Origin of the sequence: Streptomyces sp. TLI_171 (genome assembly GCF_003610255.1) — a bacterium.
In the GTDB taxonomy this organism is placed as follows: domain Bacteria; phylum Actinomycetota; class Actinomycetes; order Streptomycetales; family Streptomycetaceae; genus Kitasatospora.
This window is the reverse complement of record NZ_RAPS01000001.1, coordinates 6,003,207-6,024,007: the sequence shown is the minus strand read 5'-3', so window position 1 is coordinate 6,024,007 and position 20,801 is coordinate 6,003,207. Positions and strand designations below refer to the sequence as shown.

The 20,801-nt window shown below is 72.9% G+C and carries 15 protein-coding genes and 1 pseudogene; 7 read left to right on the top strand and 9 right to left on the bottom strand.

Going from position 1 to position 20,801, the window contains the following annotated elements; translation table 11 throughout:
- The first annotated feature begins 290 nt into the window (after positions 1–290).
- Positions 291–1,105, top strand: a protein-coding gene (locus tag BX266_RS27175; protein WP_399170549.1) for an IS5 family transposase whose coding sequence is annotated in 2 segments (ribosomal slippage) — positions 291–618 and positions 618–1,105 — 816 coding nt in all. Because the reading frame shifts where the segments join, the coding sequence is not laid out codon by codon here.
- Here BX266_RS27175 and BX266_RS27170 read toward each other — a convergent pair.
- The 4 genes and pseudogenes from BX266_RS27170 to BX266_RS38125 form a co-directional block, all read right to left on the bottom strand.
- A complete protein-coding gene (locus BX266_RS27170) occupies positions 1,106–1,312 on the bottom strand; it encodes a hypothetical protein (protein WP_099904024.1) in 207 nt (68 codons plus the stop codon).
- Positions 1,313–1,431: 119 nt separating this feature from the next.
- Positions 1,432–1,661: pseudogene (locus BX266_RS27165) on the bottom strand (transposase); the annotation flags it as partial.
- A gap of 116 nt (positions 1,662–1,777) precedes the next feature.
- Positions 1,778–2,419, bottom strand: coding sequence for a hypothetical protein (locus tag BX266_RS27160; RefSeq protein WP_147437108.1), 642 nt, complete (start codon positions 2,417–2,419; stop codon positions 1,778–1,780).
- On the bottom strand, positions 2,389–4,515 hold the full coding sequence (locus BX266_RS38125; RefSeq protein ID WP_147437107.1) for a hypothetical protein: 2,127 nt from the start codon (positions 4,513–4,515) through the stop codon (positions 2,389–2,391). Before BX266_RS38125 ends, BX266_RS27160 begins: the two co-directional genes overlap by 31 nt.
- A 463-nt stretch (positions 4,516–4,978) precedes the next feature.
- Between BX266_RS38125 and BX266_RS27150 the strand changes: the two genes are divergently transcribed.
- From BX266_RS27150 to BX266_RS27130, 5 genes are all read left to right on the top strand, one after another.
- Positions 4,979–6,085 (top strand): hypothetical protein, encoded by a 1,107-nt coding sequence (locus tag BX266_RS27150; protein WP_143687001.1) that lies wholly within the window; start codon positions 4,979–4,981, stop codon positions 6,083–6,085.
- Positions 6,086–6,156: 71 nt separating this feature from the next.
- Complete coding sequence (locus BX266_RS27145) at positions 6,157–8,577, top strand: hypothetical protein (protein WP_099904018.1); 2,421 nt, start codon at positions 6,157–6,159, stop codon at positions 8,575–8,577.
- A 309-nt stretch (positions 8,578–8,886) separates the two neighbouring features.
- Positions 8,887–9,636 (top strand): transporter substrate-binding domain-containing protein, encoded by a 750-nt coding sequence (locus tag BX266_RS27140; protein ID WP_180290629.1) that lies wholly within the window; start codon positions 8,887–8,889, stop codon positions 9,634–9,636.
- Between the two features lie 257 nt (positions 9,637–9,893).
- Entirely contained in the window at positions 9,894–12,839 is a 2,946-nt protein-coding gene (locus BX266_RS27135; RefSeq protein ID WP_180290628.1) for a LuxR C-terminal-related transcriptional regulator, read from the top strand.
- A 75-nt stretch (positions 12,840–12,914) separates the two neighbouring features.
- On the top strand, positions 12,915–14,042 hold the full coding sequence (locus BX266_RS27130; protein ID WP_220659693.1) for a helix-turn-helix domain-containing protein: 1,128 nt from the start codon (positions 12,915–12,917) through the stop codon (positions 14,040–14,042).
- Here the strand turns inward: BX266_RS27130 and BX266_RS27125 are convergent.
- The 5 genes from BX266_RS27125 to BX266_RS27105 all read right to left on the bottom strand — a co-directional run bounded on the left by BX266_RS27125 (position 14,012) and on the right by BX266_RS27105 (position 19,186).
- The gene (locus BX266_RS27125; RefSeq protein ID WP_099904010.1) at positions 14,012–14,638 is read right to left on the bottom strand and encodes an ATP/GTP-binding protein; all 627 of its coding nucleotides are present in this window, start codon (positions 14,636–14,638) and stop codon (positions 14,012–14,014) included. The genes BX266_RS27130 and BX266_RS27125 overlap by 31 nt on opposite strands.
- On the bottom strand, positions 14,616–14,996 hold the full coding sequence (locus BX266_RS27120; RefSeq protein ID WP_099904008.1) for a DUF742 domain-containing protein: 381 nt from the start codon (positions 14,994–14,996) through the stop codon (positions 14,616–14,618). Before BX266_RS27120 ends, BX266_RS27125 begins: the two co-directional genes overlap by 23 nt.
- A complete protein-coding gene (locus tag BX266_RS27115; protein WP_099904006.1) occupies positions 14,993–15,457 on the bottom strand; it encodes a roadblock/LC7 domain-containing protein in 465 nt (154 codons plus the stop codon). The genes BX266_RS27120 and BX266_RS27115 overlap by 4 nt, the downstream gene beginning before the upstream one ends.
- Entirely contained in the window at positions 15,454–17,802 is a 2,349-nt protein-coding gene (locus tag BX266_RS27110; RefSeq protein WP_180290627.1) for an ATP-binding protein, read from the bottom strand. The genes BX266_RS27115 and BX266_RS27110 overlap by 4 nt, the downstream gene beginning before the upstream one ends.
- A gap of 103 nt (positions 17,803–17,905) precedes the next feature.
- Positions 17,906–19,186 carry a hypothetical protein gene (locus BX266_RS27105; RefSeq protein WP_143686999.1) on the bottom strand — a complete coding sequence of 427 codons (1,281 nt, stop codon included), beginning with the start codon at positions 19,184–19,186 and terminating at the stop codon, positions 17,906–17,908.
- Between the two features lie 776 nt (positions 19,187–19,962).
- Between BX266_RS27105 and BX266_RS27100 the strand changes: the two genes are divergently transcribed.
- Positions 19,963–20,682 carry a hypothetical protein gene (locus tag BX266_RS27100; protein ID WP_099904000.1) on the top strand — a complete coding sequence of 240 codons (720 nt, stop codon included), beginning with the start codon at positions 19,963–19,965 and terminating at the stop codon, positions 20,680–20,682.
- The last annotated feature ends 119 nt before the right edge of the window (positions 20,683–20,801 follow it).

Here is a 20,801-nt window from a genome sequence, read left to right as displayed (position 1 = left end):
CTTTACCGTGCGGGCGACCTCATCGCCGCGAGCACAGCCGGTCACGGGAGCAACGCTGGGAGAGCCTCCCAGGTAGACGGGCGATGTGCCACTTCACCTGGGAAGTGCTTCCTTCCGCACACCCAGCAGGACCCTCGGCAAGCCCCGATCTTCGCTGGTCAGGGGCATCCCCCACCGCCGTGATCAAGGCGTGGAGAGCCCGGCCGGTGAAAGCCCGAGGCTAACACAAAGACGCTCAGCGGCCATGTCCCCTGCACTGCTCCGTCGTTGGTCATTGCGTGGGGAAGGGGATGGGGCCACCGTGGTTGGTGGCGGATGACCTACGGGAGCGGATCGAGCCGCTGCTTCCGGTGCGTGAACGGCGTCCGCGGTTCCCTGGGCGGTTGCCGTTGGACGATCGCAAGTGTCTGCAGGGGATCTTGTTCGTGCTGCACACGGGGATCCAGTGGGAGTGGCTGCCGCAGGAGCTCGGCTTCGGCTCGGGCATGACGTGCTGGCGCCGGCTGCGGGACTGGAACGCGGCCGGGGTCTGGGACCGGCTGCACCAGGTGCTCCTGACCGAGCTGCACCGGGCCGGTGACCTGGACTGGTCGCGGGCGGTGATCGACGGCTCTCACCACCAGGCCCATCGGGGCGGCCCAAAACGGGACCGAGCCGGGTCGACCGCGCCCGACCCGGCTCGAAGCACCACGTGACCACCGACGGACACGGAACCCCACTGGCCATCGCCCTGGCAGGCGGCAACCGCCACGACGTCACCCAACTACTACCCCTGGTAGACGGCGTCCCGTGCATCCGAGGCAAGAGAGGCCGGCCACGCAACCGCCCCGATCAGCTCTACGCCGACCGAGGCTACGACTACGACAAGTACCGCAGGCTGCTGTGGAAACGCGGGATCAAACCGGTGATCGCCCGTCGCGGCGTCCCGCACGGCTCCGGACTCGGCGCCGTCCGATGGGTTGTCGAGCGGACGAACGCCTGGATCCACGGCTTCCGCCGGTTACGGATCCGGTGGGACATCCACGAGGCCTTCCTCAAGCTGGCCTGCTGCGTCATCACCTACCGCCGTGTGCTGAGAACCGCGGGTTCCAAACCCGTTCCTTGATCAGTCAGCTGGGCGGACGAAGCGCATCCGGCAGCGCCGGTAGTGCTCGTCGACGTCGAAGCTCTGTTCCTCAAGGTGCCATCCGGCAGCCTCGATCCGGCCGATGTACAGGGCAAGGTTCTGGTCGGGATGCACGGGGTGGAGCCGGATGCTTCGAACGTGCTCGTCGTCGCCTCGCTCGAAGCAGCGCAGGGCGTGGTTGTCCACGGGGCTGAGTCCAGAGGGAACGCGTCGATCCACCCGGCGATCGTAGGCGGCCACCAGAGACCCTGCACCTGCCTTTGTGTTAGCTCCTCTTAGTCCTGGATTGCCGGGCTGATGGTGGTTCATGTACCTCGCCATGTTGGTGTGCTCTCGCCGGTGAGTCTGCGGTCATGAGGTTGATCATCGCGACGTAGATCATGGCTTCGGAGCGGTGTGCGTGTGCTTCGTAGCCGCGGGCCAGGCGGCGGTGGTTCATGAGCCAGCCGAGCGTTCTCTCGACGGTCCAGCGCCGGGGCAGGACGGTGAATCCCCTGGTCGTGGGGTCGCGACGGACGATGTCCCGGCTTGTCCCACCCCCGCCGGCCCCCGCAGCCCCGAGCTGACCGCACAAACGGCATCGGATCCGACGTCACGACGCAGCCGCCGCAGGGGCCCGATCGGCGGGCCCTGCGGCGCACTGTGCTCGCGCTACCCGCTGATAGACGTGCCGATCGCCGGGACATCCATGACGCCGGGGAGGACGCCGGGGGCCCGCATCTGGACGGGCAGCGCCGAGGCGGGACGGCCCGGCGGGCGACCGGGGGCCTCGGACCAGGCCGTGGCGGCGCGGTCGAGTCCGGCGACGGCGACAGCGGCGCGGGGCGACAGGGCTCCGGGTTCGACTCCCGGCGCGTCCGGCTCGGCAACAGCGACCTCCCTGAGCAGCACCGTACGGCGCGGGCCGTCCTCCCGGACGTCCAGGACTTGGAAGCGGGTACCGGGCAGGAAGACGACGCGGGTGGGAAAGTCACGGTCCAGCACGGCGGTCCGACGCGCCGTCGCCGACCAGATGAGCAGATCGGTGTCGCCCTCGGCGGAGCCGTCGGCCCGGGTGAACGCGGTGGTCCAGCCCCAGTCGTCGACGGTGTCGCGGCCGGCGAACCAGGCGCCGCCGGAACCGCCGATCGAGACCCTGGCCCACGCAGCGCCGCGGTAGGACGGCAGGCGCCGCAGGCCGGCCGTTACGCACCGGCCCCGGCCCACGTGGGTCCCGGGTGCGCCCGCGCACAGCAGGGCGTCCAACTCCTGCATCGAGCCGATCAGGTAGAGGCGGGCTGCGGCAAGGTCCACGTCGGCCCCGCCGATGCTGTCGGCATCGGGACCGATTCCACGCAGACCGGGGATCTCGGACATGATCTCGCGGACCGTGCTGTGGGCGGAGTCGAACGCCGTGCCGAGGGCCGTTCGCAATTCGTCGCGGTGCGGTTCGGGGCCGCCGGCGACGACCGCCGCCGAAGCCTCGGCCGCCGGCACCGGCTGCGCGGCCAGTCCGGCCGCGTCGAGCAACCCGGGTGTCGCCTCGGCGGAGGTCGGCCCAGGCCCGGCCGGTGCGAGGTCCCTCGCGGGCGGTTCGGACGGGGATGGCGGGATCTCGGCAGTCTCCACCGCCGCATCGGGTTCCACCGGGGGGACGGGTACGGGGGGTTCTCCTCGGGTTCGGGAGCGACGCCGAAAAGGGCATAGTCCCCGCTGAGGAGCAGCGAGGATGTGACGAGGTCGGGTGCCGCCGCCGCCGAGGGCGGCGGGACCGGCGGCGCAGTGGCAGCCTCCGGAGCCGCCTTCTCCGTGCCGAGGACGCTCGAAGCGGGTTCCGCGGGCGCCGTGGGCAGGACCGGGACCGGGCCCCCCACGAGCTCTGCCGCCGGAATCCCTGCGGAAGCTGGCAGCGATGCCTCAGACTCGACGGACGCGGCGTATACCGTGGGCTCGGCAACGGGTGTGCCGAGGACCGCGGTTCCGTGCGCGGGAGTCCCGTCGATGCCCCAAAGGGCCTCCGCGGCACCGGTCTGCGGGGCTGGAGCGGGCTCCGGGCCGCGGCCCATCGCTTCGCCCGCGGTCCGTCCGGCAGGTCGGACGGCTTCTGTACTGGCCACCGGAAGGGCTTGCGAGGCCCAGGTGCTGCCGAGCGCGAGCCCGTACCGGGCGGGAACCGCGTCGGCGGGCGCGGGGACCAGCAGCGACAGCGCACGGGTCTCGTCGTCGAGGCCCAGCAGGACCTTGTGAGCGAGCTCGCGGAACCGTCGCTCGCAGGGGCCGGGAAGGAGGCTGTGCAGCACCGAGGCCCGCTCGGGGTCCGGCGGCAGGCGGCGGACGGCGGCGGCACCGGGGGGATCCTCCGAGCCCCGCACCCACAGTCCGCTCTGCACCACCTCCACCACCGCATCCGGCGCCAGAGAGTAGACGCCCGGGCCGACTTCGGTCAGACCGGGCAGCGGGGCGCGGTGGCTGAGGACGACGGGCGCGGGTGCCGGGTCGCCAGCCGCCGCCCGGGGCAAAAAGCGCAGTTCGTGGGCGTAGCTCTGCCAGGTGGCAACGCCGTCGGCGTCGATCAGCCGGCACTCGCGCCGGTGCCAGTCCCCGGTGGGCAAGCCGGCGAAGCAGTCGACGGGTCGCTGGAGCACGTCTGCGAGCGCCTGCCCGAGCGGCTCGGAGACCCGCCCGGCCGGGCCGAAGCCGAAGAAGCGGAGCGCGGGGCGGACCGCGGCCCGCAGGCTGTCGACGTATCTGGCGACCTCGTCCAGCGGCGGCGGCGCCGTGCCGGGAGCTCCGACGACGACGGGTAGCAGGTCGGGATGGAGCTGAAGGTCGGCGACCAGCCGGCTCCGGTGGGCGGCGTAGCTATCCTCGTCACCCGGGCCGTGCAGCCACACGCCAGCCGGAAGCGGCTCCACCGTGGTGGACCGACCGACCCGCCAGGTGCGTTCGTGGAGCAGCGGTTCCCAGCCGGGCCGGGGGTGGCGCAGCGCGATGTGCTCGGGATCGGTGTCGGGAGTGAACCGCACCCAGCCCGCGCCGGTACCGGGGCGGACGAAGAGGCTGCCGCCACGGCCGGCTTCCAGCGGTCCGTCGGCGAGCACCACCGTTCGAGCCAGCCGCCGGGAGAACCACGTGCCGATGGAGAGGGTGTCGCCTGCGGGCGGACGGCCGAACACCAGCCGCATCGGGCCGGGCACCCGGGCTAGCAGGTGTGCGGCGGCACGGCAATCGGAGGGGCCCGAGCCCGCGGGCAGGTCCAGCACGACGATGCGGTGCTCGGGGTCGGCTAGCAGGCCCGCCGCGAACGCCCGGGCCTGCCTGGCCTGCTGGCCAGGCAGGCGGACCAGGAGGGCGTGGCCGACCGACTCCACGGACAGTGGGGCGCGGCGCCCCCAGGTGATCTGCGGCACGCGCGGCCTCCACGGGGCAGGGCTCGAACCCGGTCCTCGCGTACCGGGTGGTTCCAGGCGCCCCGACCCGACGCTCGGGGGAGAAACGTCGACGGGTCGGGGAACCACGGTGACGCTAACCCGTGGTTGTCGCGTCCGCCCCGGTACTGACCCACGCTCTGCATCAACGGCCTCCGCAGGGTTCCCGTCCGGTCGGGACGCGAGTTCGGACGCCGTATCGGCAGGCGTGGCGGCACAGCCGTCCCACGTAACCGCAGCACTTGGACAGCACGCCGGATGCGCCCTTTCAGGCACGGATGCCTGTCCATTCGGGCAGTGCCCACCGGACGAGGTGCCGGCGGAGGTGGGGGCTGCCGGACCACTGCCTAGCATAGCGCCGGGGCCGACGTCAGGGGGTCTGGCGGCTGTGCCTGTGCCTGATCTGACCGGCATCCGCAGGCCCGCCGACAAGGAGCAGCACCGGATGAGTACCGACCGCACTGACCACCCGGCAGGAACCGCGCCCGCTGCGGCGTCCGCCCGCCCCGAGGCGGGCGGTGGGGCCGTGTGGGACCGGCCGGTCCCCTGGCACTCGGTCTTCGAGAACCGCTCGCCCGCCCCCGCGTCCGGACCCGCCGTCGCTGCCCCCGGTCCGGCGGTGGAGCCTGGCCGGGGCATCGAGCCCGGCGCGGATGCCTCCGGTACCGTCAGCGGTTCCGCTTCGGCGGAAGCGCAGGACGCCCTGGATGCGACGGATCTCGCGGGTGAGGCCGAGCCGGTCCCCCGCCGGGTATCCCTGTTCGACAGCGACGACCCGGACGATCCCGAGGCCGATCCGCAGGCCGGTGACGGGGGACCGTCCCGGCACCGGTTCGCCGTGGCGGCGGGCGGAATCGCCATTACGCTCGGTCTGCTGACCGCGGCCGTGCTCGTCCAGGGCGGCAACGGCGACGGTCCTTCCACGACGGCGGCAGCGGGCGCGACCGCTCCGGCTGCGGCAGCACCGGCGATCGACGACGCGCCCACAGAGGACGCCCCACCGATCGCTCCCGGCCCTGCGCCGACGGCCTCCAGGGCGGTGCCGTTGGTCGCCGCGACACCGTCGCCGAGCGTGGCTGCGTCGTCCGGCAGCACCGGACGGACCACCGCTGCAAGCACCCTGGGGTCCACCGGTGCAAAGGCCCCCACCGCCGCCGCTGCGCCGAGTCCCGGTGCCACGAAGGCTGCCGCCGCGCCGGCGCCCCAAGCCAGCCCGACGTACCACGACAAGACCTTCGTCAACACTCTGGTGGTGAACGCCGGCGAGAGCATCTCCTCGGACCGCACCAGGGTGCTGCTGACCACCGGCGGAAACGTCCAGGTGCTGGACGAGAACGGCGTCGTGCGCTGGCAGACCAACAGTTCGGGCAGCAACCTCAAGCTCGTCTTCCAGGCAGACGGCAACTTCGTGCTCTACAACTCCGCCAACGCAACCGTGCTGAGCTCCAACACCGCTGGCCACGCCGGGGCGGTGCTGGTGTTCCGCGCCGACGGCAACGTGGTGATCACCTACGGTGGAAGCGTCATCTGGCAGACGGGCACCGCGCATTGACACCCGACGGCTCCCCCGCCGGTTCTGCCCCCGCTCCTCCCGCGCCGGCGTCCGGGCCCCCCTACCACAAGATGGTGCTGGTCCGGGCCGGACGTGCGTGGCTCGCGCACCCGCACGGCGGCTACGACCAACGGGCGTGGGTGTTCGCGGCGGGATTGGCCACGGACGCCGAACACACGCTGGTGGTGGTCGATCTGCCGGGCGGCGCGGGTGAGGCCGCGCTGCGCGAACTGGCCCGGGTCTTGCCCCGGAACACTCCCCTGCGGATCGTCTTCGGCCGTGCTCCGAGGGGCGGCCCCGCCGCCGCGGGCGCGCTGCTGGCCCGGCTGCTCGGCACCGGGGTGCTCGTCGCGGAGGGGCAGCCGATGCCGGCCGCCGGCGGCGTGCTGCATGTACCCGCCGCCAGCGGCCGCGGATGGCTGCTGTGCGCTCCGGGAATGCGGCCAGTCCTGCACTCGCGCCGTTTCCCCGCACCGCCGTGGGAGGTGGACGTCCCCGAGCAGCCGCTCCGCCCGACGCCCGGCACAGTACTCGAACCGCTGGCCGCCGGCATGTGGCTACGCCCGGATCCCAGCACGCCCGGGGACGAGGCGTCGGCGGCGGACCACCGACTGTGGCTGGAGTCACAGCTACTCGGTCCCGGGCCGCACTGCGCGCTCGTCGTCGGTGGCCCCGGGGGTCACGTCACCGCGGCGGACGTGGCGGCGGTGCTCGGCAATCTGCCGCGGCGCCTGGTCGGCGCAGTCCGCCTGGTGGCGCTGCCCGTCGGCCCGGAAGCCGCGGCCGGCCCGAGCCCCGCATCGACCCCACCCGCTCTCAACCGCACCGAACTCCCTGACCAGGTAGCCGAGTTGCTGGGAATTCCGGTGCACAGCTTCTGCGGACTTCCCGCCGTCCCCACCAGCGGTCCGGGCCGGACGGTCCTGCAGACGTTCGCCCTGCTACCCGGCGGGGCGGTCGGGCGTCCGCTCGGCGCGCTGGAGGCGGCGCACCTCCCGCCGGGCCACCCGGCCGGGCCTGGCCCGTTGGTGATCCGGCATGCCTGGCCCGTACAAGAACTGCAGGCCGAGGGCACGGCCGTGTACCGCTTCTCGACCGACGCCGTCGTCGAGGTCGTCCGGGCCGGCCTGTGGCTACGGGCCCCCGGCATTCCCGAGCCGACCACCGCCGCCCGGTTCCGAAGCCTGCCCCCGGACCCGTGGGGCGAGTTGGTGCTCTGGGAGGCCGACCACTTCTACGCGGCACGGCTCGAGTACCTGGCCGGCGAGGCGCTGCGCCGCCTGGACCCCCGGTCGGAGCGCGCCCTGCGACCGCACGCCCTCGACGTGTCCAGGGGGACGGTAGGCCGGACGGAAGCGGCACCTCCCACCGTCGCTCCGCCGTCCTCGGCCGACACCGTTTCAGTCCCCGTCCCACCACCGGACACCGCCGTCGGCCCTGCAGTGCCCCGGAACGTCCCCCGTCCGGAAGACCGCCGGCCCCCCGTCGTCGCCCTGGCTCCGCCGGAGAGCGATCCACCGGTCGAGGGAATGGAGTTGGTGGTCGCAGGCGATTTGGCGACCGCCCACCGGCACGACGCGCCGCTCGCGGAGCGGCCCGCGCCGTCCAGGGCCGTGCCCTCGGTCGGCAGCACCCCCCGACACTCCGTCGCCGCCTATGCCGGCCCGCTGGACTCGGGCAGCCCCGCCGACCGCTCGCCCCGTCCCGCCCCCGAGGTCGAGCCGCAGCCGGTGCCCGTGGTGCTTCCCACGCCCGGGGCACAGGCCCCAGAAGCGCTGGCCGCAGCACGCGATGCCCTCCGCAGCCGGGACGCCGAAGGCTTCACCGCGGCGGCCGACCGGGTCGCCCTGCTGCTGGTCGACCGTCCGGGGCTGATCCGCGGCCGGGCACCGTCCGAGGCGGTCACCGACCTGGCGGCCCTGTGGCTTTTCCTGCACCGGCCCGGGTCCGCCGCCGACGCCGAGGCCGCGCTCTTCCGTGGCGGCCCCGCAGTCATGCTGGCACTGGCCCGCTGCGCGGTCGAGGCGCTGGCCCTGCTCCCGGCTTACCAGGGTCCGGTCCACCTGCCAAACCGTCTGAACCCGCACCAGGTCTGGTGGTACGCCGAACAACCCACCGTGGCCGACTGGGCCCTGTGGACGGCCCGGAAGGGCCGCGGAACCCACACCGTTCCGGGGGTGTTGGCTCACTCGTCCGGCGGACGGGACGCTGCCCTGCTTACGGGCCCCGACGGTGTGCCGTTCGTGGTGTTCGCCCCGGGCAGCCGGTTCTCCGTGCTCGGGTCCCACCCGGACACGAACGGGAGATCAACCCTCCTGATGCGCGAGGTGCCGCGCGGCACGGACAGCCCGAATCCGGCTGCCGACCGGGTCGTCCACACCAAGCTGTCGAGCCTGCTCACCACGCCTGCCCCTGCTGCACCCGCCGATCCGTCCCACGGGACCGACACGCCGTACCGGCACCGCCTGCCCGGGTTGCTCGGCGTCGTCTGACCCCAGGTGGATCGGACGCATCCGGCCCACCCGCACATGCGACCACCCGCCCGCCGGCTCGCCCGGCGGTACACCGAGCTTTGAAGGAGCAACATGTCAGCCTCGCCGCACGCTGGTCGGGACACCTTCGTTCCGCCGTCCGATCGGGTCGGCCGCCGCCCGAGTCTCCGCAGCCGCGCCGTCCGGCAGCTGGGTGTCCTGACGAGTCTGCTGCTGACGGTGTCCGCCGCAGGCTGTGCGGGGGCTCCCGGCGGCGCGGCCAGCGCGCTGTCTGCCGGCCATCGGGACCGGGGCACGCTGCGGGTGGGAATGGACCTGCGGGTGCCGCCGCTGGAGTCGCGCGACGCGGCAGGCACGGCCCAAGGCATGGAGGTCGAGCTGGCGGCGGAGCTGTCCCGTCGGCTGGGGGTGAAGCTAACGTTGGTCGACATACCGTTCTCCGACCTGTTGGACTCGCTCACCACAAACAAAGTGGACCTGGTCCTGTCGGGCATGACAGACACCCGGGCTCGCCGCCTCGGCCGGGACAAGCCGGGCGGGGCCATCCGTGGACCGGTGGACTTCGTCGACTACTTCCAGGCCGGCACCGGCATCGTGGTCGCGGCGGACAATCCGCACGAGGTGCACGAGGCCGCCGACTTGTGCGGCCTGCGGATAGTGGTGCGACAGGGGACCATCCACGAGGACTTCGCCCATCGCACCGCCGACAACTGCCGAACCGCCCATCGCCCCGAGCCGACCATCCGGACCGTAGCCAGCGAGGAGGACTCGATGAAGGAGATCGCTGACGGCCGGACCGACGCCACCGTCTCCGACTACCCCGTGGCGGTCCACCTCGCGGCGACCTTCCGCGGCGGCAAGGCAGTACGGACTGCGGTCGCCAACCTTCGCCCCGAGCCGTACGGCATGGCGGTCCGGGCTGCCGACAAGGACCTCTCGGCCGCGCTCTACCAGGCCGTGGACGAGGTCATCGACGGCGGCGTCTACATGACGTTGCTGGACCACTGGGGCCTCCAGGACGGCGCCATGGTCAACGCCGACATCAACTCTGGTTCCTGACCGCCTTTTTTACACACCGTCAGCCAGACCGGCCGGGCGGATGCGGGCCGGACGCGCCCCAGAGGGCACAGCCTGGTGTCCGAAGAGGGCCGATCACTGGCCACCCGCACTTCCTCAACCTGCGCTGTGCTGGGATGGACCTGCCTCGGAACGCGACCCTCCTCGGGGACAACCGTGCGTCCCTCCCGTCCGGGCCATCCCCTGCGGCACCCCTGCGGATGCCGCGCCCGTCAGCACCAGAGAGGCGGCGAACCCTGTTGCGTCCCAACCGTCCGTATCCGGCGCCCCGAGACCGGTTCGGCTCCGGAGCGGGCGCCCAGGCGGACGGACGGCAGGAACGACAGCTCGCGGAGACCAAGAAAGCGCTCCTCGGCCCGGACGACTCCGGTGATCTGAGCGACGTGATTGGACGGCACGCCCAGACCACCGCCCTGACTGCCCTGTTGGCGACGACCAACGAGCAGCGGTCCGGCGGCGCCGTCCTGCTGACCGGCAGCCCGGGGGCGGGCCGCTCGCTGCTCCAGGCGTGGACTGCCCGGGAACACCGCAGACGTGGCGGACGAGTGGTCGGAGCCGTCGCGGTCGAGGCCGAGCAGTCCTTCCCATATTCGGTGCTGCACCAACTCCTGTACGCCCTCAGGGAACAGCTCGGACGACTGCGACGCCCGCAACGGTCCCTGCTGGAGGGACTACTGACGCCGGGCGTCCTGCCGCCCGCGGCGGCTGGTGCCGGCAGCGCGGCTGGCAGCGACGAGCTGCTCCGCGACTTGGCTGGCGGCACCGCTCCCGGAGGTTCGGAGCTGCTGCTCCATCGGGTTCCGGAGCCCCGCTCCGGGGGGGCCGGGGAACAGCAGGACCTGTGGACGGTCACGGTGGCGGTGTCGGTGCTGGCACTGCTGCACGAGGCAGCGCAGGAACGCCCGTTGCTGCTGTCCGTGGACGACGCGCAGTGGACGGATGCGCCGAGCGCCCGGGTTCTGGGCTTCATCGCCCGGCGGTTGCGCACCGAGCCGGTGGCGCTGCTCGCCTCAGTGCGGGCGGACCAGCCGGGTGCGCTGGCGGCCGAGCACCTGCCGGAGCTACTTTTGCCGCCCCTGGGCCGGGCCGAGGCCGGACGGTTGCTGGACCTGCGCCGTCCCGGCCTGGATCCCGGCGTCCGGGCGGCTGTACTTCGCAGCGCGCAGGGCAACCCCCGGGCCCTGCTCGATATGCCCGAGCGGTTGACCGCCGCCCAACGGGCCGGGACATCACCGCTGCCGGACCCGCTGCCGGTGAGCAGCCGGACCGTAGCCCCTCTGCTCGCGCGCATCGCCCAACTACCTCCCGCAGCATCCGAGTTCCTGCTGCTCGCGGCTCTGGAGCGATCCGCGGAGCTGCGGGTGCTGTGGTCGGTCGTCCCGGACGCGGCAAGCGCACTGGCCGCGCTGGAACGGGCCGACCTGGCGGTGGTGGACGGCAACAGGCTCGTGCTCACCGACCCGCTGCTCCGCGCCGCCGCCGTACGCGGTGCAGCTCCCGAGCAACTGCGCGCAGCACACAGGCTGCTGGCTCTCTCCCCGGAGCAGACGCCCGACGGCCGGGCCGCCCACCTGGGTGCCGCCGCGCTCGGTGTGGACGAGGAGGCCGCGGCTGCCATGGAGGCGGCGTCGGCCAGGATGACAGCCCGCGGGGCCCTGGAGACCTTGCGCCGGGCCTCCGATCTCAGTCCCGACCTGGCAGACCGGCACCGGAGGCTGGTCCTGGCCACCAGGGTGGCCGCGTGGGCGGGGTGGGTCGACACCGCCGCCGGCCTGCTCTCGCAGGCACGCTCGGCGGTCGACCTGTCCGGCAGGAATCCGGCGGACGCAGCCTGGGCCGACGCCGTGGCCGAGGCCGAAGCCCTGGTGCTCGTCGAACGCGACGGCGACGCCGAATCCGCCGCCTCGGTCCTCGCCGCTGCCCTCGCCTCACCCGCACTGCGAGCGTCGTCCAGGGACCGGATGATGGTACTGGAAGGCGCGCTCACCGCGGTCTGCGAGGCGGGCGTGCTGTCCTTCCCAGCCACGGCTCCCTGCCCGGACAGGGGCGCGGCATCGGGCGACGGTCCGCCCGGTACCGTGCGGACCGGACGGCGGTGCCCCGGCGGTCCCACAGGCTACCCGTCGTCCGTAACGGCCCTGGCGGAGGCCCGGCTGCGGCTCCCTACGGACGGTGTCCTGGGGACGCTGCGGGCCGCCACCCAGCAGGCCGCCGACGATGCTGCCGTCGCCAGCTGGGCGGCAGTGCGGGTGTCCGCCCTACTGCTGCTGGCCAGGGACGCCTACGCCCGGGGCCACTGGTCCGAGGCGGAGACCCTGGCCGCAGAGGGCCGGGCGGTCGCCCTCGAATGCCGGCTTGCCTCGTCCGCCGCCCTGTTGGGCGCAGCGGGAGCGCTGGCCGCTGCGGCACGCGGCGACGGCGCCCGCGCCGCAGCCCTCCCCGACGAGGCCGGGACGGTCGGACGCACCGCCGTCGCCCACGTCCGGCTGATGGCCGCGCTCGCTCTGGACGACGCAGCCGGTGCCGCCGCCGCGGAGGCGCTGATGCCGCTGAATCCGGCCGTGCCCGGGCTCTCGCTACTGGTCCTGGACCGGGTGGAGGCGGCGCTGCGCGGTGGCGACCGACCGCGCGCCGAGGCCGTCGCCGCATCGGTGGGACGACCGCGCTCACCGCGCGCCGCCGCTCTTCTGGCTGCGGCGCGGATCCTGCTCGCCGGGCCCACGGCCGACGCCTCCGCCACGACGGACGCGCTGGCCGCTCTCGCTGCGGCCGAGGCCCCGTTCGAGCATGCACGCCTCCGCCTCGCCCGGGGCCGCGCGCTGCTCGACGGCGATCGCTGTCCGGAGGCAGCCGACGAACTCGCGACCGCCATCTCGGCCTTCCGCCGGCTGGGTGCCGTCTCCTGGGCCGAGGCCGCCCGGTCGGCCCGGCGAGGGACGGCCGGCTCGACCCATGTCACGGGAGCTGCCCGGCAGGACCGCACCGAACTCACCGCGCAGGAGCTGCAGATCGCCCGCCTGGCGGCCACCGGCCTGTCGAACCGTCAGATCGCCGAACGCCTCTTCGTCTCCCACCGGACGGTAAGCACGCACCTGTACAACCTGTTTCCCAAGCTCCGGATCACGTCCCGCTCCGCGCTCCGCGACGCGCTGGTCGCCGCGGGCCTGGACGAGAATGTCCGCTGATCAGCGGCGACAGTCCTCCCGAACGATAGTTCCCCGTCACAATCGTGCAATCTCCCGGTACTTGCCAGCGATTGCGTGGCAGAGCAAGATGACGTCGGCTCCACCGCACAGCCTGAGTGGATCTCCCGCACCTCGCGCACCGGACAAAGAGGGATGCTCGTGCTGCGTTACGACTCCGCCCAACTCCCCCGGGACGAGCGGGGGGACGCGTTCCACGCTTTCATGCGGGAGGCCTGTGACCCGTGCCGCGTTGTCGGGATGGGAACGCCGTCGGCGATGCGGGTGAAGACGACGTTCTGGCAGCTCGGCACCGGCATAGTCCACTCCGCCGCGTCCACGGGCTACGTCCTGACCCGCACTCCCCGGCACCTAGGTGCCGGGGCACCCGAGGTCCTCGCCCTAGGCCTGCAACTGCGGGGGACGGCCCAGTTCGAGCAGCACGGTCGCCAGATCGAACTCGCCGAGGGTGAGATGATGATCAACGACCTCACCGCACCCTACGACTACACCGTCGGTGCCGGCTCCGCCACTCACGCATTCATGCTCGACCTGCAGACGCTGGGCGTGAGCGTGGACGCCGTCCGGCTCGCCCTGCCGTATGCGCTGTCAACGCCGGTGTACCCGCTCGTGCGGTCCTTCCTCACTCAACTCTACGTACATGGCGATCAGTTGTCGCTGGATCCCGGCCGGGAGCTAATTGCCTCGGCTGGGGCCGACCTAGTGCGCGCCATGTTGCTGTCCGCAATCGGCGCGCACCCGGAGAAGTCGGACGCGCTGCGCGAGACGCTGACCACCCGGATCCTCGCCTACGTCCGTGCCGCCCCGATGCGGCCCGGCCTGTCGGCAGAGTCCATTGCGGCGGCCCACGATGTCTCGGTCCGCACGTTGTACAAGGAACTGGAGCTGGCCGGGACGAGCCTGGAGGGCTACATCATCGAGCAACGCCTGGAGGGGGCGGCCCGCGAACTGGCCGACCCCGCTTCGACGGCCACGGTCGGTGCCGTGGCCAGGGCATGGGGGTTCACCTCCCAGGCGCACTTCTCCCGGCGGTTCAAGAACGCACACGGAACCACCCCGACCGAGTGGCGCCGCTCGCACGCCATCGGAGTGGCTGCCCACCGCAGCAGTCCCCGCGCGTCGTTCTCTCGTCGACTGACATCGCCTGGGCCGGATCAGCCGACCGGCGACGACGTCTGGACATAGGCCAACACCCGGTGCAGCAGCACCACCAGGGCGTCGCGCACGGTCCGCCGGTCGCGGGCGTCGAAGGCAACCACCGGCTGTTCCGGGTCCAGGGCCAGGGCCCACCGGACGGTCCCCAGGTCGTGCGCCGTACTGCCGTCGAATGCGTTGACGGCGACCACGTACGGCAGTCCGAGCTGCTCGATCCGGTCTACGACGGCAAAGCTGTCTTCCAGGCGGCGGCTGTCGACGATGACCAGCGCGCCGAACGCACCCTCGGCAAGGTCGGCCCACATGAAGCCGAACCGGTCCTGGCCCGGCGTGCCGAAGAGGTAGAGCACGAGGTCGTCGTCGATCCGGATGCGGCCGAAGTCCATCGCGACGGTGGTGGTGGACTTCACCGGTACCAGCCTGCCGTCGTCGATGCCGGCCGCGGCCTCGGTCATCAGCGCCTCCGTGGTCAGCGGGGCGATGTCGGAAATGGAGCGTACGGCGGTGGTCTTGCCCACGCCGAAGCCCCCCGCGATGACCACCTTGACCGGGGTCGGAGGCCGCCGGGCGGCGGCCGACGGGCCAGTGGCGGATCCCGCCGCTTCAGGAGATGGCACGAAGCCCATGGAGCACCCTCAGGATCGTGTTGACGTTGCGGGCCGCGTCGGTGTCGGGAACGTGGATGTCGAGCAGGCCAGCCCCCGCGAGGTCACCGACCAGCACCCGGACGACGCCCAGGTGCAGGCGCATTCGCGCGGAGATCTCGGCCACGGACAGCGGCACCGCGCAGAGGCGAACGATGTCGGCGCTCTCGAAGGCGAGCTCGCCGAGCGCGTCGAATCCGGCCTGCCTGGACACCACCTGGGTCTCCAGGGCGATCGCCGCGTCCGCGCCGTACGCCCGTCCCCCCGTGAGGAGGAACGGGCGTAGTCGTGAAGTCTGCCCGCCGACGGGACCGGAGACGGGCGACGGCGGCAATGTCACCTGTGGACCGCGCTCTTCAACTCGTCGATGAGCGTGGGCGTGAGCACGGACCCGGTCCGGTTGACGAAGAGGGCCATCTCGTAGGCAACCGTGCCCAGGGCGGCGGGTTTCGCCGCGACAACGCCGAGGGTGCAACCGGCGCTGACGGACATCAGCACGAGGTAGCCGTCGGCGAGGTCGACCACAACTTTCTCCAACGGGCCCAACCCGTGGTCCGCCGAGGCCCCGCCGGCCAGCGCGATCAGCCCCGAGAGGACCGCCGCAAGCCGGTCGGCCGCACCGGGGTCTACCGCGGTCCGGGGACGCCCGCGGCCAGTGTGTCCGTCGGAGGCTGCGACGAGCAGTCCGTCGGAGGAGACGGCGACTGCTTGTCGTACACCGGCTGTTTCGGCGGCGAAGTGGTCGAGCAGCCAATTGAAGTTCTGCGCCTCAACGCTGAGGGCGGTGGCGGGAGCATTCACGGACGGTGTCCCTCCTCGTAGTGTTCCCGGACGGCCAGTGCCGTCCGGTTGCCCTGACCGGGGGCATCAGGTGCTGCGGCAGCGCGGGCCACGCCGGTCTCGAACGCCTCCAGGTCCGCCTGGACGGCCCCGGGATCGGTGGCCTTCCAGGAACTGCCAGACCAAGGGTGCTGGGCGCCCGTGGACCGTGCCTCGGCGCGCAAGCTCGCCCCCGGCACACGGCGCGCAAGGCCCGGCGCCCCGGGATCGCCGGGCTGACCTGCGGCGGGTCCGGCCGGCCCGGCGGGGTTTGCGTCCCAGCCGTCCGGGTCAGGAGGCCTCAGTGCGGGGCCCGACCGCGCGGACTTCGCACCGGCAGCGCGCGGCGGTCCCTGCGCGAACCAGCCGAATCCGGGGGTCAGCCCGTTCTCCGGCAGCGCGGGCCGTGGCAGGACCGGTGCCGTACCCGCGATACCGGCCGACTCCATCGGCCGTGCGGGAACCCCCGGTACAGCCTGCGGCCGGCTCGGGCTCGGCCCGGCAGGGGCGTGATGGCCGGCAGCCGACGGAAGCATGGGCAGCAGGACCTCGGCAGTGGTGCCACCGCCAGGTGTGGGACGGAGCACGGTGTTCAGGCCGTGGCGACGGCTGAGCCGACCCACCACGAAAAGGCCGAGGACATTGGTGGGGACCAGGTCGAGGCGCTCACGGTGGACCAGTCGTTCGTTCTCGCGGTCGCGGGCCGCATCGGCCATGCCGAGTCCGTGGTCGACTATGCTGATCAGGACTCCGCCCGCGCCCCACGACTCGGCTGCAAGCCGGACACGGGTATGCGGAGGCGAGAACGCGATGGCGTTGTCGAGCAGTTCGGTGACCATCAGCAGCAGGTCGTCGGCGAGGGCAGGCGGCACCTCCGCGCGGGGCACGGCCGTCAGGTCGACCCGCCGGTAGTCCTCGACACCGCCGAGCGCCGTCCGCAGCAGGTCCGCCAGGGACTGAGGACCCGCATCCACAGCCGGTTCGTCCTGGTCCGAGAGCACCATCAGGGCGTCGGCATGTCGGCGGAGCCTGGCGGTGAGATGGTCCAGCCGGTACAGGCGCTCCAGCACCACGGGGTCCTGTTCTTCGCTCTCCAGCCGGTCAATGACCTCGAACTGACGGCCCACCAGGTTCTGGGTGCGCAGGCCGACGCTCCGGAACATGCCGGCGATGTTGCGTCGGCCCTGCAGTTGCCGCTGCACCAGTGCGACGGCAGTGGCCTGGACCTGGTCGACGGCGCGCGCCAGCGCACCGATCTCGTCGGCAGACCGGATGTCCAGTCTGCGCAGCCGGGGCGGCTCCGGCTCGGCACCGCCACCGTCCACCTCGTCCGCGACGCGCTCCAGCTCCGAGTTGGCCAGGGCGGCCACTTCGCTGGCAGCCTCGGTGAGTCTGCGGAGCGGCCCCGCGATGGACCGTCCCAGCAGCACGGACAGAACCACGACGGCGGCCGTCAGCAACAACGACAGGCCGGTCAGCAGCACTGCGTCACTCCGCGCCGCAGCCGAGACGGCCTGCGAGGCGTCGAGGGTGTCACGGGCGATCCGATCCTGCACAAGTCGGCGCAGCAGGCTCTGGGTGCGGACGGCGGTGAGGTTCCGGGACAGGGCGCGTCGCGAGGCATCGGAGCCGGCCTGGGCCGCATCTCCGGTCCCGGCGGCGGACACCAGTGCCGCCACCTGGTCCGCCGCGTCGCCGTGCACGACCAGGTCGAACAGCAGGCGGTCGGACGAGGACGCCAACTGCCGGAACCTGGCCGCCTGCTGTGTCTGGAGGCTCTGCGCGGTGGCCAGGGCGGTACGGACGCGGATCCGCTCGCCCTGTTCCAGGTCGGGGGCGATCAGCAGGACGAGTGCTTCCAGGCCGGCCCGATCGGCCTGTTCATTGGCCCGGATCAGGGCGTCCAGCCCCTGGTGGCGGGCGGCGGCGGAGGGGTCGGGGGCCGGGCCTGTTGTCAGTCCGAGCGCGTCAACCAGGCCGTCCACCGCGCCGTCCCAGGCGGCGTCGACCTCCGCCGGTGTGGCCTTCCCTGGCCACAGCAGGGCCCTGGTCCCGATGAGCCGGTCCAACGCGGTGACGGCGGCGCGCAAGCGCGGGTCTGCGGCGTCGCGCAGGCCTGCCGCCGCCGCCCGGACATCCTCCGCCCGGGCGGCGAGCTCCGACGAGTCGTCACCGGGCGTCAGCAGGTGCTGGACGGCGGCGGAACGCTCCTCGGACAGCGCGCCCACCAGGCGGCCGACGGCCCGGACGGTCGCGGCGGCCTCCGCCCCCCGGCCGGCCTCGCGGGCGCTGTCCAGGCGGTTGGCCACGAAGGCTGCGGTCAGCAACAGCACCATAGTCAGGGGCAGCACTACCAGTAGCACGATCCGGTGGCGGACGAGCAAGCGGCGGGCAGACCGACCCGGACTGAGCGGGTCGCGGGCGGGAGAGCTAGGGTCGGACACCGGCGGTCTCCTCGAAAGGTGCGGCGCGGTGGCGGCCGTTGTCCAACCAGTCCGGCGACGGAGCCCCGCCAGTTGTGCTGCCGTCGTAGTCTGAAAGGATCTTCGTCAGCGATCGCGGGGAACGTCCCGGTTCAATCGTCCCGGAGTGGGGGCCCTTCCCGTCGACTCCGTCGGCCGGCCCCTCCCGGCCGTCTCTCCGGCGGCGTCGGTCCGCCGTCCGGCCGAGCAGGGGGAACGCCTGGGCTCCGGACAGGCGCACCTTGAACCCGCGTTCGACGATTGTGCGACTGGTGCCGATGAGAACGAGCAGGCACAACACGGCTCCGGCCAGTGCTGACATGATGGTGAGCGCGGCGCGGTCGGCGGCGTGCCGCCGGTCGGCGAACTGGGCGCGGACGGAGGTGCTGAGACCAGCAGTCAGACGGGCGGCGGCCTCGGCGAGGTCCGCCCGGTCGGAGGCCAGCGTCCCCGGGTCCGCGGCGGAGGAGTCGTCGTTGGTGAGGGTGGCCGACGGGGCCAACGCTCCGACCAAATCGTGCAGCCGGTCCACCCCCCCGACCAGATTTAGCACGACCTCGCTGCCCTCTCCGCCGTCGAGGCCGAGCTCCAGATCGGTCTCCAGCGCGCTGCCGGCGGCGGCGAGCTGGTGGCGGGCCACCTGGGCCTTGGCCCGCATGGGGGCGGCCGCTGCCGGGCCGGCTGCTACTGCCAGCCGGGACAGGTCCTCCAGCCGTCCTGCTTCGGCGATGAGTTCGGGCAGGTGCAGCGCGGCGGCGCCCGCCAGGTGGCGCGGGCCGGTGAGGTCGGTGGGCACCGTCTCCGCCGCTTCCGCGGCCCGGCGCAGCAGGTCCAGCGTCAGGTCGATGACCGCGGAGAAGGAGGAGTAGGCGGTGTCGGCGCGGCCGGGGGTGTTGCGTAGGCCTTCGAGGTGCTGTTCCAGGCCCTGGCGGCGGCTGGTCAGCACGGGGTCACCGCCGTCGTCGACGGCCACGATCCGGGCGAGTGCCGCGTTCACGTCGACCCAGTTCGGGCGGTCGCCGCGCACGGCCGCGGACTGCTGGTCGGCCAGGGCCGCGAGGAACTGGACCGTCGGCTGGATCCAACTCGCGGAGCGGGCCGCCGCGGTGGCAGCAGCCGCGTCCCGGCGGACCGGTGAGAGCGCGGCGGAACCGAGAAGGAGCAGGGCGGTCGTGGTGGCGACGAGGGCCACGGCGCGCACGGCGAAGCGCAGGCGGCGCCGCGGGTCTCTGGCTGCACCAGAATTCATGTTCTCCACCGGTCGTCGTACCCGGCCCTGCTCCGTCCCGGCAGCCGAGCGGCCGGGCGGAAGGGACAGGCGGTTCGAGGTGGCCTTCCCCGGGAAGTGGAGCAACGTCACGGGTCCTGGGAGGCCTGGTGCCGACGGTGGAGACCAGTCCTCCCGCGCGGCGTTCCCTATCTGAGCGTGCCCCGATCGCCTTCGACTACCCCGACCGACGAGCACTGCACCAATGAGCCGCTACCGGTGCCCGATCCGCCACCGTTCCGGCGTCGGAGAGCTGCACGCTGCGCCCTGCCCCAAGCCTTGACTGTCGCTCACTTCTGCTGGCCTCGACCTCACATTCGAAGGCGACAGTAGCGGTGGAGCTTACGTTGCCTCAACGAACCACCACTGCGGGCGGAAGGGGCGGTGACCGGAAAGCGACGGGACGGGAGCGGTGTACGAAGGTGCAGCGAGGCGCCCGCGCCCTGTCGCCGAGCACGTCGGTGCGGCTTGCCTGGAACGAGGCACCCGTCGCACGCCACCGCCGCGGACCCGACAGCTCTCCCCGTCGGCCTGACCTCGGTCGGCTGCGCCCGCCTCCTGCCGAAGCAGCAGGAGTACGTCACCGCCCGTGCCCCGGCCCGAAGGCCGCGCGGGTGCCCCCCCCCCCCGTACTCGGGACCCCCAGCCTGTCGACGCCGGTCTCCGGAGGAGCCGCCATGGAAACGCCCACCCGAACCGCCGCGGCAGCCCACCCAGGGCAGGGACGCCTCTGGCCCGTCTCGGCACCTGCCGCCCTCGTGATCTCGCTTGAGCCCGAACGATCCGCCGCCTGGACCTCGTCGCTGCGCGCCGCCGGCCTGCCGGTACTCGCGTGCCGCCCGTGGGGCGACTCCCATGGCTACCAGTACCTGCTGCACAACCCCGGTGCCCTGGCCGTCCTCGATCTGCCAGGACTGGCCCCCCAACCGGACGGCGCCCTGGCACAGTTCGTCCGGGCGGCCCGCCTGCTGGCCCCGGTCACCGTGACGGTGCCCGCCGACACGGACGTCGTACCGCTGCTGGAGGCCGGCGCGCAGAACGTGGTCCGCCGCGACGAGCCGCCGCGGGTACTCGCCGCCCGGCTGCTCGCCGATGCCCGTTGCGCTGCGGCCTTCCAGGGCCCCGGCCCGTACCCGGTCCGGACGTCGGAGAACCGAAGCCGTCCGGACTGCCCCTGCGCGGGAACGTGTGCCTGTGACGGTGCATCCGGCAGACTGTTCTTCCGGTCGCAGGACGTGCTGCTGGAACTGCTGTGCCGGACGACCCGGCCGGTCTGCTGCCACGACCTCCGCTGCCTGCTGGGTTCGGCCACCCGCCCGATGAGCCTGCCCGCGCTGCGTGGCCGGCTGGACCGGCTGACGCCCCATCTCACCTCCCGTCGCAGGGAGTTCAGCCGCCACCATGCGTGGGGCATGGACACCTTCACCGTCCGCCCGAACGCCGCCGGCCCACAGGCCGACTCCCTCGCCGCCTGCTGATCCTCCGTCATCCCCCTCCGCGACGTCGGCCCCCTCCTTCCACGCGCCCCGATGGCCGGAAGGGCAACCACACTGCCCCTTCGGGCTGTTGGTTGCCCTTCCGGCCATCGGGGCGCGCT